Origin of the sequence: Mesorhizobium vachelliae, assembly GCF_033977325.1 — a bacterium.
Taxonomy (GTDB): domain Bacteria; phylum Pseudomonadota; class Alphaproteobacteria; order Rhizobiales; family Rhizobiaceae; genus Mesorhizobium; species Mesorhizobium vachelliae.
Genome location: NZ_JAVIIR010000008.1, coordinates 312341 through 327976, shown reverse-complemented (window position 1 = coordinate 327976; position 15636 = coordinate 312341). Strand labels below are relative to the sequence as shown.

Genomic DNA, 15636 nt, shown 5'->3' with positions numbered 1-15636 from the left:
TTTCAAACGTTCTCTAGGCCATGTTCATGTAGGCTTCCGCGATAGCCAGGAAGTCGGCCGCCTTCAGGCTGGCACCACCGACCAGCGCGCCGTCGACATTCTCGACGCCGAGCAGCTCCACCGCGTTGGAAGGCTTGACCGAGCCGCCGTAGAGAATGCGCATCCTGGCCGCGGCATCGCCGAGCAACCCGGTCAGCTTGCCGCGGATATGCGCATGCGCCTCGGCGACGTCGGCCGCCGTCGGTGTCAGGCCGGTACCGATCGCCCAGACCGGCTCATAGGCGATGATGGTGTTCGCCGCGGTAGCGCTGCTCGGAACCGACCCTTCGAGCTGGCGCGACAGGACATCGAGCGTGGCGCCCGCCTCGCGCTCGGCGCGCGTCTCGCCGATGCAGATGATGGCCACAAGCCCTGCCCGCCAGGCGGCGGATGCCTTGGCATGGACCGTCGCATCATTGTCGCCGAACAGCTCGCGGCGCTCGGAATGACCGACGATCACGTGGCTTGCGCCGGCATCCTTGAGCATCTCCGCCGAAATCTCGCCGGTAAAGGCGCCGCTCTCCTTGGGATGGCAATCTTCTCCACCAGCCCGCACCGGCGTGCGCGACAGGATCTCGGCGGCGCGCTGGAGCAAGGTCGCCGGCACGCACACCAGGGCTTCGGTCTCCGCGTCGAGTCCGCTCATGAACCCGTTGCCGATCGACCGCAGCTCGTTGAGCGAGGCGCTGGTGCCGTTCATTTTCCAGTTGCCGGCGACAAGAGGGCGGATTCCAGGGGTCATGGGGGCGTTCTCCGAGCGACATTAAGCAGCGCCCTCACTACCAAAATCAGGTCACAAAGCAATCGACAGTGGACCGGAAGGGCGCTATTGCGCTTGTTTCAGACTCGGCGCATGCGAAAATGCGCAAAAATCGGAAGTATGCATGCTTGGTATATTGAGAAGCGCGGCGGGTACCTGGGTCGCGAAGGCGTTGCTGTCCTTGCTGGTGATAAGTTTCGCCGCCTGGGGCATCACCACCCGCATGGTGGGCGGTGTGCTGGGTGGCCATCATGCGGTCATCACCGCCGGCGGCACGGAGGTCTCGATCAACGAGTACCGCCTCGCTTACGACCGCCAGCTCAGCCTTCTGTCGCAGCAATATGGCCAGCGCATCACCCACGAGCAGGCCAAGCTGCTCGGCGTCGACAACCAGGTGCTGGCGCAGCTCGTGTCGGGCGCGGTGCTCGACGAACAGGCGCGCAAGCTCGGCCTCGGCCTCTCCAAGGATCGGCTGGCCGACCTAACGCGCGAGGACCCGGCCTTTAAAGGCCCCAGCGGCCAGTTCGACCGCCGGACCTTCGAATACCTGCTTCACCAGCTCAACATGCGGCCCGAGGACTATCTCAAGAACCGCTCGCAAGTTGCCGTGCGCCAGCAGATCGTCGAGGCGATTTCCGACGGCCTCAAGGTCCCGCAGACCTTCCTGAAGGCGGTCTCGCTCTACCGCGGCGAGGATCGCACGATTGACTATCTCGTGCTGCCGAAGACGCTGGTGCAGCCGATCGAGGCGCCGTCCGACAGCGCCCTCAACGCCTATTTCGACGCCAACAAGAAGAACTATGCGGCGCCGGAATACCGCAAATTCTCCTATGTCCGGCTGGAGCCGCAGGACATCTCGGATCCTTCCGCGGTGACCGACGCCCAAGTCAGCGAGGACTACAACAAGAATATCGCGCGCTACACGACGCCCGAGATGCGCACCATCGAGCAGCTGGTGTTCAAGACGCCGGATGCGGCGAAGGCCGCCTACGATTCGCTGAAGGCAGGCGCCACTTTCGACAAGCTCATAACCGCCGAAGGCAAGACGCCGGCAGATACGCTGCTGGGCACGCTGTCCAAGGACAAGATCGCCGACAAGGCGGTCGCCGATGCGGCTTTCTCGCTCAACGCCAACGAGGTCAGCCATGTCGTCCAGGGCGCCTTCGGTCCCGTGCTCTTGCGCGTCACCGAGATCAAGCCGCAGGTGGTGAAGCCGCTTGCGGAAGTGTCCGGCCAGATCCGCAAGGACCTTGCGCTCGGCGAAGCAAGCCGCATCCTGCTCGACGTCCATGACAGCTATGAGGACACCCGCGCCTCGGGCGCCTCGCTTGCCGAGGCCGCCGACAAGCTGAAGCTCAAGGTCGTCACCATCGATGCCATAGACCGCACCGGACAGCGGCCGGACGGCACGATCGTGAAGGATTTGCCGGAATCGGCCGAGCTCATCAAGTCGGTGTTCGCGGCCGAGCCCAATACGGAGAACGAGGGCCTGACCACCGCGGACAATGGCTTTGTCTTCTACGAGGTGCAGTCGATCACGCCGGCGCGCGACCGCACTTTGGACGAAGTCCGCAAGAAGGTCGTGGCCGACTGGACGGGGGCCGAGACCGACAAGCGGCTCGACGCGAAGGCTCAGGATCTGGAGAAGCGCCTCAAGGCCGGCACCACGCTCGACGTCATCGCCGGCGAGCTCAAGCTCGACAAACAGACCAAGCGCGGCCTGAAGCGCGAAGCCGACGATGCCGATTTCGGCAAGGAGGGTGCGGCGGCGATGTTCGGCGTCGGCGAAGGCGGCACCGGTCTGATCCCCTCGCCCACCGGCGACGGCCAGATCCTGTTCAAGGTCGCCGAGGTCTTCGAGCCGGCGGGTGCCGACGGCAGCGCGGTCCCGGACGACGCGCAGAAATCATTCGGCGCCGGCATGTCCGACGACCTGCTCGACCAGCTGGTGGCGCAGCTGCAATCGCAATATGACGTTCGCATCGATCCGAACGCCGTTTCGCAAGCACAGACACGATGAGCGCGCTGAAGACACACATAGCCAAGGTCGCCGCCGGCACCCCGCTTTCCTTCGAGGAAGCGCGCGAGGCGTTCGACATCATCATGTCGGGCGATGCGACGCCCGGCCAGATCGGCGGCTTCCTGATGGCGCTGCGCGTGCGCGGCGAGACCGTGAGCGAGATATCCGGCGCGGTGGCGACGATGCGCGCCAAGATGCTGCGTGTCGAGGCGCCGCACGGCGCCATCGACATCGTCGGCACCGGCGGCGACAATTCGCACTCGCTCAACATCTCGACCGCTTCGGCCTTCGTCATCGCCGCCGCCGGGGTGCCGGTCGCCAAGCATAACAATCGCGGCCTGTCCTCGCTGACCGGCTCCGCCGACGTGTTGATGGCGCTGGGCGTCAAAATAGACATCTCGCCGGAGATGATCAGCCGCTGCATCCGCGAGGCCGGTATCGGCTTCATGTTCGCGCCAGCGCACCATCCGGCGATGAAGCATGTCGGACCGACCCGCGTCGAGCTCGGCACGCGCACCATCTTCAATCTGCTCGGACCGCTGTCGAACCCCGCCGGCGTCAGCCGCCAGGTGGTCGGCGTCTTCCTGCCGGAATGGATCATGCCGGTGGCCGACACGCTGAAGGCGCTGGGCGCCGATCACGCCTGGGTCGTCCATGGCGACGGCTATGACGAGATCACCACGACGGGCGAGACCCAGGTGGCGGAGCTTGCTGGCGGCGAGATCCGCAGCTTCACCCTGACGCCGGAAGCCGTCGAGCTGAAGCGGCACACCAAGGAAGAGCTGCGCGGCGGCGATGCGGCCTACAACGCCAAGGAACTGCGCGATATGCTGGGCGGAGCGGCCGGTGCTTATCGCGACACGGTGTTGATGAATGCCAGCGCCGGGCTGGTCGTGGCCGGCAAGGTGACGACTTTGGCAGACGGCATCGCGGCGGCGGCGCAAGCGATCGACAGCGGCCGTGCGCTCGGCGTGCTGGACAAGCTCATCGAGATTTCGAACGGATAAGGCCTTGTCGGATATCCTGCGCAAGATCGAAGCCTATAAGCGCGACGAGATCGCAGCGGCGAAGGCGAAAGTACCGCTGGCCGAGATCAAGGCGCGGGCGAAGGATGCCGATGCGACGCGCGGTTTTTTGGCGGCGCTCGAGGCGAAGCGCAGAGCGGGGAGCTTCGGCCTAATCGCCGAAATCAAGAAGGCCAGCCCTTCCAAGGGCCTGATCCGCGCCGATTTCGATCCGCCGGCGCTGGCCAGAGCCTATCAGAAAGGTGGCGCGGCCTGCCTTTCTGTACTGACCGACGCACCGTCCTTCCAGGGCGCGCCGGAATTTCTCACCAATGCGCGTAAGGCGGTGACCCTGCCCGCGTTGCGCAAGGATTTCCTGTTCGACCCTTACCAGGTCTACGAAGCGCGCGCCTGGGGCGCAGACGCCATCCTGATCATCATGGCGAGCGTGGACGACGCGCTCGCCAGGGAGCTTGAAGCGACGGCCTTCGAGCTCGGCATGGACGCTCTGGTCGAGGTGCATGACGAAAAGGAAATGCAGCGCGCGCTTGGTCTGTCTTCGCGCCTGATCGGCATCAATAACCGCGATTTGCGGACCTTCGAGACAAGCCTCGATGTTTCGGAGCGGCTGGCGGCCATGGTGCCGGCGGACCGGCTGCTGGTCAGCGAAAGCGGCATCTTCACGCATCAGGATTGCCGCCGGCTGGAGAAGAGCAGGATCGGCACCTTCCTCGTCGGCGAGAGCCTGATGCGGCAGGCCGACGTGGCTGCCGCGACCGAGCTTCTGCTGACGGGCAAGGCGCCGGCCGAGGCCATCTGAGATGGCCCTAACCCATCTTGGCGCCAAAGGCGAAGCCAACATGGTCGATGTCGGCCGCAAGGCCGAGACGACACGCACCGCGATCGCCGAAGGTTTTGTGTCGATGCGGCCTGAAACGCTGGAGATGATTCTCGCCGGCGACGCCAAGAAAGGCGACGTGCTGGGCACCGCGCGCATCGCCGGGATCATGGCCGCGAAGAAGACGCACGAGCTGATCCCGCTTTGCCATCCGCTGCTTTTGACGAAGGTTGCCGTCGAGATCGAGCCGGACCAGGCATTGCCCGGTCTCAAGGTCACCGCGCTTGCGCGCGTCACCGGCAAGACCGGCGTGGAGATGGAGGCGCTGACCGCCGCTTCGGTCGCCTGCCTCACCATCTACGACATGGCCAAGGCGGCGGACCGCGGCATGGTGATTTCCGGCATCCGGCTGGTCGAGAAGACCGGCGGCAAGTCCGGCGACTACAAGGTGGATGCCTGATGGCCCTGGTTCCGGTCGCCGAAGCGCTCGAACGCCTTCTCGACGGCGCGGCACCATTGCCCAGCGAAAGCATTCCGCTGGCCGAAGCGGCCGGGCGGGTCCTGGCGGAACCGGTCGTGGCGCTGCGCACGCAGCCGCCCTTCAACGCCTCGGCCATGGACGGCTACGCCACGCGTTCCAGCGACGTCGCTTCGGCGCCGGCCGAGCTCCAGGTCATAGGCATGGCGCCCGCCGGGCGCGGTTTCTCTGGAACCGTCGGCGAAGGCCAGGCCGTGCGCATCTTCACCGGCGCGCCGCTGCCTGAAGGCGCCGACACCATCGTCATCCAGGAGAACGTGCGCGATCTCGGCAATGGCAGGATCGAGGTGACGGAACCAACCGCGGAAGCACGCAATGTGCGCCGCCGTGGACTCGACTTCGTCCAGGGCGACGTTCTGCTCGAAAAGGGTCGCGTGCTCGATGCCGCAGCGCTTTCGCTGGCGGCCTCGGCCAACCACCCTGCCTTGAACGTCGTGCGCCGGCCGCTGGTCGCAATCATCGCCACCGGCGATGAATTGCTGCCGCCGGGCAGCACACTCGGCCCCGACCAGATCATTTCATCGAATGCCTATGGCGTCGTCGCCGCAGCCCAGTCGGTCGGCGCGCGCGCGCTCGATCTCGGCATCGCCGCCGACCGCAAGGAGGCGATCGCCGCGCTGGTCCGGAAAGCGGTCGAGGCGAATGCCGATGTCATCGTCACGCTCGGCGGCGCCTCGGTCGGCGATCACGACCTGATCCACGACGTGCTGACCGGCGAAGGCATGAGGCTCGACTTCTGGAAGATCGCCATGCGCCCCGGCAAACCGCTGATGTTCGGCCGGCTTGGCAATGTCCGCTGCGTCGGCCTGCCTGGGAATCCGGTGGCAAGCATCGTCTGCTCGCAACTCTTCCTGAAGCCGCTGCTTGGCCGGCTCGGCGGCCGCGACCACAGGCAGGACGTGCGGACCGCCCGGCTGGGGGCCGCGATGCACGCCAACGACCTCAGGCAGGACTATGTGCGCGCCGTGGTGCGAGACAATGACGGCACGCTCGTCGCGACTCCATTCGGCATCCAGGACTCCTCGATGCTCAGGATGCTCGCCGACGCCAACGCCCTGATCGTGCGCGAGCCCTTCGCGCCGGCTGCCGAGACCGGCGCCGAGTGCAGCGTTCTGATGTTACGCTGAACAAAACGTCAACAAATTCACTAAACTTTAAACGGTTGCGGAACACAACTGGAACAGATAGTGTTTGTTCTGGGTTTGTTTTTCTGATTCTGGTTTCAGAACCCATGGGGGCCGCCATGCTGACGCGCAAACAACATGAACTTCTGATGTTCATCCACGAAAGGCTGAAGGAGAGCGGGATTCCGCCGTCTTTCGACGAGATGAAGGAAGCGCTCGACCTCGCCTCCAAGTCCGGCATCCACCGGCTGATCACGGCGCTGGAGGAGCGCGGCTTCATTCGCCGGCTGCCGAACCGGGCGCGTGCGCTGGAAGTGCTGCGCCTGCCCGACTCGATCGCGCCAGGCCTCAATGCGGCGAGGAAGTTCTCGCCGAGCGTCATCCAGGGCGGCCAGGGCAATCTCAGCCGTCAGGTCAAGCCCGCAGCCCCCTCGCGCACGCCGACGCCGAGCAATGACGACGATGCCGGCTCGGCTGTGTCCATTCCGGTGATGGGCCGCATCGCCGCAGGCGTGCCGATCGACGCCATCCAGCACCAGACGCATTCGATCACGGTGCCCCCGGACATGATCGCCGGCGGCGAGCATTATGCGCTGGAGGTCAAAGGCGACTCGATGATCGAGGCCGGCATCTTCGACGGCGATACCGTCATCATCCGCAATGCCAACACGGCAAGCCCGGGCGAGATCGTGGTGGCGCTGGTCGACGACCAGGAAGCGACGCTCAAGCGCTTCCGCCGCAAGGGTGCCTCGATCGCGCTGGAGGCGGCCAACCCGGCCTACGAAACCCGCATCTTCGGACCGGATCGGGTGAAGGTGCAGGGCAAGCTCGTCGGGCTGATCCGCCGCTACTGATCCGGTTGCGAAGGTTTCGCATCCGCCCGCTCAGGCTTTTGATAAGGCGCCAGTCCTCTCGCCTCTCGAGTATACTTCCGCTGTTCGTGCCAGGGCCGGTACGGCTGCTCGACAGCATATTGGATCGCCGGCCGCGCGGTTGCCGATTGCGGATCGAAGAAGACGGCGGCGCTGCCGTCGCGCGCCAGCTGCCGCTTGGTGACGACAAGCACGCGCGGATCGCGGCAGGGATTGTAGGCGGTGGCGTCGTTGATGATGATGAGGTCGGCGAAGCCGCAGGCCGGCCGGGCGCTGTCGCGGTTTTCGGCGAGCGCAACGATGGCGCCGGATGGATGCCGGCCGATGCAGAGGTCGCCGGTGCAATAGAAGGGCGAGCCGGGCGGCAGGTCGACGGGATCGGCGATGTCCAGCGCATCTTTGGCGAACATTTCCGGCGGCACGATTTCCTCGGCTTTCAGCGCACGTTTCCAATTGTCGGTGGTGAACTCGTTGGAGCGTGCGCGATTGACGGCAAGCTGGCCGCCGCCGATCGGCATCGCCACCAGATGCGCGTCCTCCGAAATGAGCACATCCGGCGTGCGGACATGAGGTATGGCCAGCAGCGCGGCGAGCGCGAAGGGAACGGCGGCAAGCCTCAGCCAGGTGGTGGCCATCGTCGCGATGACCAGCGCGATCGTGGCCAGCAGCACCGACTGGATCGAGATCAGCCCGACGGCGTCGACCGGCGAGCGCTCGGATATCCATGCCGAAATGGCGATCATCGCCGTCAGCCCCTTGCCCATGACAAAGAGGAAGGGTCCATCGAAGCCGAAGGGCATGGCTAGCGCGCTCAACACGGCAAAGGGCATGACGATCAGCGAGACGATCGGCATGACCGCCAGATTGGCGAGCAGGCTAAGCGGCGACACGCGCTGAAAGTGCCAGATCGCAAACAGCAACGTCGCGCTTCCCGCGATGAGCGACGTCATGGCGGCGCCGCCCACGCCGACCGCCAGTTTTCGCGACAGGAACCCGAGGAACGAACGTTTTGCCGGTGGCGCGGTCGTTTTGCCGGCGCGATAGTCGGCAAAGCCCGCATAGGCGCCGACCAGGGCTGCTGTGGCGGCGAAGGACATCTGGAAGCTCGGGCCGACCACTTCGTGCGGCGAGACAAGGATCACGGCAATGGCCGAGATCGACAGGTTGCGCATGGTGAGCGCCGCGCGGTCGAAGAGTACGGCGGCGAGCATCACGGCCAGCATGATGAAGCTTCGCTCGGCCGCCACCACGATGCCGGAGATGACGAGGTAAGCGGCGATCGAGATCAGTGCTATTCCAGCGGCATATTTCTTCACCGGCCGGCGCGACGAGAAATCGGGAAACAGCGCGAAGACGCCGCGCAAAAGCACCATGATCGTGCCGGCGACCAGCGCCATGTGCAGGCCGGAGATCGAGATGATGTGGTAGATGCCGGTGCGCCGCATCGACTCGTTGATCGCTTCCGGAATGCCGGCGCGCACGCCGACGATCAGCGCCGCCGCGATCTCACCCTCGGACCCGCCGATGCTGCTCCTGATGTGATCGGCGATCCCTTCGCGCGCGTTTTCGACCGCCGATGCGACGCGCGCGCCAAAGGGCGCCTCCGCTGGCGCAATCAGTTTCGGATCGCCCAGGAAAAAGCCGCTGCCGCCGATGCCGGCAAAGTAGCTGTCGAAGGAAAAGTCGTAGCTGTCCGGCCGAACCGGGCCGGTCGGCGGCAGCAGCTTGGCATAGCCGGTCAGCATCGAGCCGGCGGTCATGCCGGGCGGGATCCTGCGTGCCGACAGCCTGACGCGGTCCGGCGCGTAGCGCAGCTTCGGATGCTCCGTTGAAATCAGATCGATGGTCAGCCGGACACGGCCATTGGCCATCGCCTCGGCGGTGACGAGGCGACCCGTCAGCCGTGTCTGGATTTCGGATCCCAGCATTGGGGTGGCCATCCGCCAGGTCTCCACCTTGGCCGCGAGAAAGCCCAAGGCGCAGAAAAGCGTAGCCATGAAGAGAAGATGCGTTCTCTGCCAGGAGCGCGACACCGCCGCGCAGGCAGCCATCAGAGCCACCGCGGCAAGCGGCCTGTAGAGATCCGGCTCGGTGCTCAGCGAAAAGTAATAGATCACGCCGGCGGCCAGGAACACCGGCACCAGCAGAAAGCCGACGCCGCGGTCCAGCTCGGTGGTGGCAGCGACCGCAACGCTTCGGCGCAGCACAGGAAGCGAAACGCGGCCAAGCTGTCTGCGTATCCTGCTGACGATGGCTGTTGGCGAGGCTGGCTGCAGCGCACCGCCACCGGGCGGCGGTAGCTCGACGGGTGGATTAAGTTCCGGCAGCGGAACCGGCGCGGTCTCAGCGGGCGTGGCATGGGTAAACATCAGGCGCTCGCTGACGCCAGCTGTCGTTCCCCCGCCCTCGTCCACGCCCCGGCCACGTACAGCCATCGGGTCTGCCCCTTGCGCCCCAGACCGCCTATGCTACATGAACGCCGATCGCGTGGAAGCCCGCGCGGAATATGCTGTTTCAGTGCTTCTTCGAGAGTTCCATGTCCGACAAGGTCGTCACCCGTTTTGCCCCCTCGCCCACAGGCTACCTGCATATTGGCGGGGCGCGGACGGCGCTGTTCAACTGGCTCTATGCCAAGCACACCGGCGGCACGATGCTCCTGCGTATCGAGGACACCGATCGCGAGCGCTCCACCGAAGCCGCCACGGCCGCCATTCTCGACGGATTGACCTGGCTTGGCCTTTCCTGGGATGGCGATGCCGTCTCGCAGTTCGAGCGCGCGCCGCGCCATCGCGAGGTGGCCGAGGAGCTCGTGCGCATGGGCAAGGCCTATTACGCCTATGAGACGCCGGCAGAGCTCGAGACGGTGCGCGAGGCCGCACGCGCCAAGGGCCTGCCGCCGCGCTACAACGGCCAGTGGCGCGACCGCGATCCGTCCGAGGCGCCGGCAGGCGTCAAAGGTGCGATCCGCATCAAGGCGCCGATCGAGGGCGTGACGATCGTCAACGATCGCGTGCAGGGCGAGGTGCGCTTCCCGAACAAGGATCTCGACGACTTCATCATTCTGCGTTCCGACGGCGTCCCGACCTACATGCATGCCGTTGTCGTCGACGATCATGACATGGGCGTCACGCATATCATTCGCGGCGACGACCACCTGACCAACGCTGCGCGCCAGACGGTGATCTACAACGCCATGGGCTGGGAGGTGCCGTCGATGTCGCACATCCCGCTGATCCACGGCGCCGACGGCGCCAAGCTGTCGAAACGGCACGGCGCGCTCGGCGTCGAGGCCTATCGCGCCATGGGCTATCTGCCGGAAGCGCTGCTCAACTACCTGGCGCGGCTCGGCTGGAGCCATGGCGACGACGAAGTGATGTCGATCAAGGACATGATCGCCTGGTTCGACATCGGCGACGTCAACAAGGGCGCTGCCCGCTTCGACTTTGCCAAGCTCGAGGCGATGAACGGCGTGCATATGCGCAAGATGGACGATCGCGCGCTGTTCGACATCTTCGTCGCCACTCTGCCCTATCTCGAAGGCGGCCCGGCGCTCGCGGCAAAGCTGGATGACAAGCGCAAGGCGCAGTTGCTTGCCGCCATGCCCGGCCTCAAGGAGCGGGCCAAGACCCTGGTCGAGCTGGTCGACGGCGCGGCCTTCCTGTTCGCAGAGCGGCCCTTGCCGCTCGACGAGAAGGCGGCGGGCTTGCTCAACGCGGATGCGCGCGCGATTCTGCGCGGCGCGCATGGCGCATTGTCTTCCATCCAAGGCGACTGGAGCGCCGCTTCGGCGGAGGCTTCGATCCGCGAGTTTGCGCAGGCCGGCGGACACAAGCTCGGCGCGGTGGCCCAGCCGCTCAGAGCCGCGCTGACCGGCCGCAGCACTTCGCCAGGCGTGTTCGACGTGCTGGCCGTGCTGGGCCGCCAGGAAAGCCTGGCGAGGATTGGAGATCAAATCGATTAGGAGCGAACTGGCCCAAGAAGATTGGCATTGAAAGGTGTGTTTCGCAGTGCAACATTAGGCCTTGGCCCAATCTGGCACGCACCTCCTAAAATGCGGTGGCAAGTTCGCCCTTTACGGTGATTTCGACGTGTCGTTTGCAGGAATTGCCTTGCCGGCATGAGGAAACATAAAGGAGTTTGGGAATGAGCGAAGCTGCGACAAAACTGGAACCTGGCGGCAAGGCGCACGAGTCGACCGCCAGGCTCGAACTCGCCGGCAAGACGCATGAATTCAAGGTGCGAAGCGGATCGACCGGGCCTGACGTGATCGACATCGGCGCGCTCTACAGCACCACCGGCGCCTTCACCTACGATCCCGGCTTCACGTCGACGGCAAGCTGCGAGTCGGCAATCACCTTCATCGACGGCGATGCCGGCATCCTGCTGCACCGCGGCTATCCGATCGACCAGCTCGCCGAACATGGCGACTTCCTCGAGGTCTGCTATCTGCTGCTCTACGGTGAATTGCCGACCAAGGCGCAGAAGGAGGATTTCGACTATCGCGTGACGCGCCACACCATGGTGCACGAGCAGATGTCGCGCTTCTTCACCGGCTTCCGCCGCGACGCGCACCCGATGGCCGTGATGTGCGGCGTGGTTGGCGCGCTGTCGGCTTTCTATCACGACTCGACCGACATCTCGGACCCGTATCAGCGCATGGTCGCCTCGATGCGCCTGATCGCCAAGATGCCGACCATCGCGGCGATGGCCTACAAATACCATATCGGCCAGCCCTTCATCTATCCGAAGAACGATCTCAGCTTCGCGGCCAATTTCCTGCACATGTGCTTTGCCGTGCCGTGCGAGGAATACAAGATCAATCCGGTGCTGGCGCGCGCGATGGAGCGCATCTTCATCCTGCACGCCGACCACGAGCAGAACGCCTCGACCTCGACGGTTCGCCTCGCCGGCTCTTCCGGAGCCAACCCGTTCGCCTGCATCGCCGCCGGCATCGCCTGTCTTTGGGGGCCGGCGCATGGCGGCGCCAACGAAGCGGCGCTGAACATGCTGGGCGAGATCGGCCATGTCGACCACATTCCGGAGTTCATTGCCCGCGCCAAGGACAAGAACGACCCGTTCCGGCTGATGGGCTTCGGCCACCGCGTCTACAAGAACTACGATCCGCGCGCCAAGATCATGCAGAAAACCGCGCATGAGGTGCTGGGCGAGCTCGGCATCAAGGACGATCCGCTGCTCGACATCGCGATGGAGCTCGAGAAGATCGCGCTGACCGACGAGTACTTCATCGAAAAGAAGCTCTATCCGAATGTCGACTTCTATTCCGGCATCACGCTGAAGGCGCTCGGCTTCCCCACCACCATGTTCACCGTGCTGTTCGCGGTCGCGCGCACCGTCGGCTGGATCGCCCAGTGGAAGGAAATGATCGAGGACCCGCACCAGAAGATCGGCCGCCCGCGCCAGCTCTACACCGGCGCCACGGAACGCGATTACGTGCCGATTGCGAAGCGTTGAGTGAGTAGTGAAAAAGTCAGTAGTGAGTAGTGAGCTGTCGCTCCCAACTACTCACTACTCCCTATTCCCTTTCTTGATACACCCCATCACCACTTCCGCCGCGATCTCGCCCGAGGGCCGTTCGGTCGCCATGCGTCGCTCGATCTCGGCAAAGCCCGCCTTTTGCCAGGCGCGCATGCCTGTATCGGCAAACAGGGCTTCCAACTGCCTGGCGAGATTTTCCGGACGGACATACTGGTCATAAAATTCCGGAACCAGCGCGCGATCGGAAATGAGGTTGGGCAGCAGCGCCGACCATGTCGTCACCATGTGCTGCAGAAGCTGGCGCGCGATCGGGTCGAGCTTGTAGCAGGACACCATCGGAACGCCGGCAAGCGCCAGCTCGAGCGAAACCGTTCCAGACGCGATCAACGCCGCATCGGCCTTGCCGAGGGCCTGCCATTTGCGCTCCGGCTCAGTGATGATTTCCGGCTTGTCGTCCCAGCTTGCGACCGACGCCTTCACCAGCTCGGCAACATGCGGCACCGTCGGCAGGATGAGGCGCAGGCGGTGGCCGCGTTGGCGCAGCGCAGACATCGCCTTGCCGAAGGGTTCGATCAGCCGGCGGACCTCGCCGCGGCGCGAGCCGGGCAGCACCAGCACCGTCTTGACGCGGTCGTCGGAGAGATCGCGCGGCTGGCCCTGGGCCTTGGCGGCGCCAAGCACGCCCGGATCCTGCGTCAGCCGGTGACCGACATAGGTGCCAGGAGGGCCGCCGAGACGGGCGAGCGCCTTCACCTCGAACGGCAGGATGCACAGGATATGGTCGACATACGGCTTCATCGCCACCGCCCTGCCCGGCCGCCAGGCCCATACGCTTGGGCAGACATAGTGGACGATCGGGATGGCCGGCGCCGTTGCGCGGACCTTTTTTGCGACGCGCAGCGAAAAGTCCGGGCTGTCGATGGTGACGAGGCAATCCGGCCGCTCCGCCGCGATCGTCGCCGCCGTCTGGCCGATCCGGCGCATCAGCCGTGGCAGGTCGCGCAGCACCGCGCTGAAACCCATCAGGGCGATCTCGCTGCCTTCGAAAAGCGGCGTCAGCCCCAGCTGCTGCAGATGCCGGCCGCCAATGCCCACAAGTTGCACCTTGCGACCGGTCGTGCGCTCAAGCGCCCGCACGATGTCGGCGCCGAGCAGATCGCCGGATTCCTCGCCGGCGACGATCGCGAGCTTGAGCGGCTTGTCAGCGGCCATTAGCCGGCTCCCCATCAGCCAACTCCGTTGCGGGCAGGCCGACGATGAACAGGCCAAGCGCATTGGCGCGCGCCAGCGTTTCCGGGCCTTCGAGAATGAGCGAGCGGCCAGCTTCCAGGGCGATGCCGGCCAGTCCGGCGGCATGCGCGGCTTCGACCGTTTGCGGGCCGATCGAGGGGAGGTCCGCACGCAGCTCCTGGCCGGGCTTCGCGCATTTGACAAGGACGCCGCGCGTCTTGCCGGCTAGCCTGCCGTGGCCGCGCAATTCCCTTGTCCGCTCGAGCAGCGCGGCCGTGCCCTCCACCCCCTCGAGCGCTATCGCCCGCCCGCCGATCGCGATCGCCGCCTGTCCGATGTCCAGCGCGCCGATGGCCTTGGCCGCCGCGCGGCCGGCCTCGATGTCGCGCCAGTCCGATTGCTTTGGCGCCGTGACCGTCAGCGTGCCCTTGCCGGCGGCGAGTTCCGGCACGAACTCATGCGCGCCGACGACCGTGATGCCCCGCCTCTCCAATCCGCGTGTGATGACCTTCAAAAGCCCGTCATCGCCGCGCGCCAGCGCCAAGATCACGGAAGGGATTATCGCCAGCAGGCCAAGGGCTGGGCGGATCCTGGCCAGCCGTGGCCTGCGCCGGATCTCGCCGGCCAGAACCAGATGGCTGATATCCTGGCGTTTCAGCAGCGGAACCAGGGATCCGACATTCTCCAGCGCGAGCGTCGCCTGCTCATACCTTGCGAAATCCGCCTCGCGATCGACCTCGCCTTCGACCATGATGATGAAAGGCGAATGTCCCTGCCGCGCAAGCCCCTCCGCCACTTCGACCGGCAGGCTGCCGCCGCCGGCAATGATGCCGACCCTGGAGCCCGGCGCGAGTTGTAACCCTGATGCGGCTCGCTCAGACCTCGTCATCGCCGCTGTCATCATCGCCGCCGCCCTTCAACGGCGGCATGGCATAGTGACGCTTGCCGCCGCTGGCGATGAAGTCGATCATCTTCGTGGCGGCGGGAGACGAGGAGGCGAATTCCGCCCTGGCGAGCTCGATATTTTCGGCGACGCTCCGGGAACGGTCGAAAATCGACCGATAAACCTTGCGCAGCAGGTAGATTTCCGCGCGCGGCAGGCCGGACCGCTTGAGCCCGATGATGTTCAGGCCGCGCAACTTGGCGCGGTTGCCGGCGGCGATCGCATAGGGGATGATATCGCCGACCACCGCCGAGCAACCGCCGATGAAGGCGTTGTCGCCGACGCGCACGAACTGGTGAACGGCGGTCAGGCCGCCAATATAGACATTGTCGCCGATCTCGCAGTGGCCGCCAAGCGTCGCGCCATTGGCGAAGGTTGCGTTCTTGCCGACGACGCAATCATGGGCGATGTGGGCGTAGGCGAGGAAATTGCCGTTGTCGCCGACGCTCGTCTCGCCACGACTGGAATCGGTGCCGACATGCATCGTCACGCCTTCGCGGATGGTGCAGTTCTCGCCGATGACGAGCGTGGTGCGCCCGCCCTTGTGCTTGGTGTTCTGCGGCGGCGCGCCGAGCGTCGCCATCGGATAGACCTTCGTTCCGGCCCCGATGGTCGTGGCGCCCATCACCGATACATGGCTGACCAGTTCGACGCGGTCGGAGAGAATTGCATCGGCGCTGACATGGCAGAAGGGTCCGATGCGGACGCCCTTGCCGAGCCGGGCTCCTTCTTCGACGACCGAGGAAGGATGAATGGATGTCTCGACTTTCAT

The 15636-nt window shown here is 65.3% G+C and carries 13 protein-coding genes; 8 read left to right on the top strand and 5 right to left on the bottom strand.

The window, feature by feature from the left end; genetic code table 11:
* Positions 1 to 13: 13 nt before the first annotated feature.
* Positions 14 to 781 (bottom strand): triose-phosphate isomerase, encoded by a 768-nt coding sequence (gene tpiA, locus RFM41_RS19300; RefSeq protein WP_320245108.1) that lies wholly within the window; start codon positions 779 to 781, stop codon positions 14 to 16.
* A gap of 142 nt (positions 782 to 923) precedes the next feature.
* Between tpiA and RFM41_RS19295 the strand changes: the two genes are divergently transcribed.
* From RFM41_RS19295 to lexA, 6 genes are all read left to right on the top strand, one after another.
* Positions 924 to 2819, top strand: a complete 1896-nt coding sequence (locus tag RFM41_RS19295) for a peptidyl-prolyl cis-trans isomerase (RefSeq protein WP_320245107.1) — start codon at positions 924 to 926, stop codon at positions 2817 to 2819.
* Positions 2816 to 3826 carry an anthranilate phosphoribosyltransferase gene (gene trpD, locus RFM41_RS19290; protein WP_320245106.1) on the top strand — a complete coding sequence of 337 codons (1011 nt, stop codon included), beginning with the start codon at positions 2816 to 2818 and terminating at the stop codon, positions 3824 to 3826. Before RFM41_RS19295 ends, trpD begins: the two co-directional genes overlap by 4 nt.
* Before the next feature lie 4 nt (positions 3827 to 3830).
* Entirely contained in the window at positions 3831 to 4643 is an 813-nt protein-coding gene (trpC, locus tag RFM41_RS19285; protein ID WP_320245105.1) for an indole-3-glycerol phosphate synthase TrpC, read from the top strand.
* Position 4644: 1 nt separating this feature from the next.
* Entirely contained in the window at positions 4645 to 5121 is a 477-nt protein-coding gene (gene moaC, locus RFM41_RS19280) for a cyclic pyranopterin monophosphate synthase MoaC (RefSeq protein ID WP_320245104.1), read from the top strand.
* A complete protein-coding gene (locus RFM41_RS19275; protein ID WP_320245103.1) occupies positions 5121 to 6326 on the top strand; it encodes a molybdopterin molybdotransferase MoeA in 1206 nt (401 codons plus the stop codon). Before moaC ends, RFM41_RS19275 begins: the two co-directional genes overlap by 1 nt.
* Before the next feature lie 116 nt (positions 6327 to 6442).
* Complete coding sequence (gene lexA / locus RFM41_RS19270; RefSeq protein ID WP_320245102.1) at positions 6443 to 7177, top strand: transcriptional repressor LexA; 735 nt, start codon at positions 6443 to 6445, stop codon at positions 7175 to 7177.
* Here the strand turns inward: lexA and RFM41_RS19265 are convergent.
* A complete protein-coding gene (locus RFM41_RS19265; protein ID WP_320319287.1) occupies positions 7171 to 9630 on the bottom strand; it encodes a ComEC/Rec2 family competence protein in 2460 nt (819 codons plus the stop codon). The genes lexA and RFM41_RS19265 overlap by 7 nt on opposite strands.
* A 101-nt stretch (positions 9631 to 9731) precedes the next feature.
* On the opposite strand from RFM41_RS19265, the gene gltX reads away from it, so the two are divergent.
* Together gltX and gltA are read left to right on the top strand one after the other, a co-directional pair.
* Complete coding sequence (gene gltX / locus RFM41_RS19260) at positions 9732 to 11156, top strand: glutamate--tRNA ligase (protein ID WP_320245100.1); 1425 nt, start codon at positions 9732 to 9734, stop codon at positions 11154 to 11156.
* Positions 11157 to 11338: 182 nt separating this feature from the next.
* Complete coding sequence (gene gltA, locus RFM41_RS19255) at positions 11339 to 12667, top strand: citrate synthase (RefSeq protein WP_320245099.1); 1329 nt, start codon at positions 11339 to 11341, stop codon at positions 12665 to 12667.
* Between the two features lie 54 nt (positions 12668 to 12721).
* Here gltA and lpxB read toward each other — a convergent pair whose 3' ends face one another.
* The 3 genes from lpxB to lpxA are packed head-to-tail and all read right to left on the bottom strand — an operon-like array spanning position 12722 to position 15636.
* Positions 12722 to 13903: a lipid-A-disaccharide synthase gene (gene lpxB, locus RFM41_RS19250; RefSeq protein WP_320245098.1), complete on the bottom strand. Its 1182-nt coding sequence runs from the start codon at positions 13901 to 13903 to the stop codon at positions 12722 to 12724.
* Complete coding sequence (locus tag RFM41_RS19245) at positions 13893 to 14810, bottom strand: LpxI family protein (RefSeq protein ID WP_320245097.1); 918 nt, start codon at positions 14808 to 14810, stop codon at positions 13893 to 13895. The genes lpxB and RFM41_RS19245 overlap by 11 nt, the downstream gene beginning before the upstream one ends.
* A complete protein-coding gene (gene lpxA / locus RFM41_RS19240) occupies positions 14797 to 15636 on the bottom strand; it encodes an acyl-ACP--UDP-N-acetylglucosamine O-acyltransferase (RefSeq protein WP_320245096.1) in 840 nt (279 codons plus the stop codon). Before lpxA ends, RFM41_RS19245 begins: the two co-directional genes overlap by 14 nt.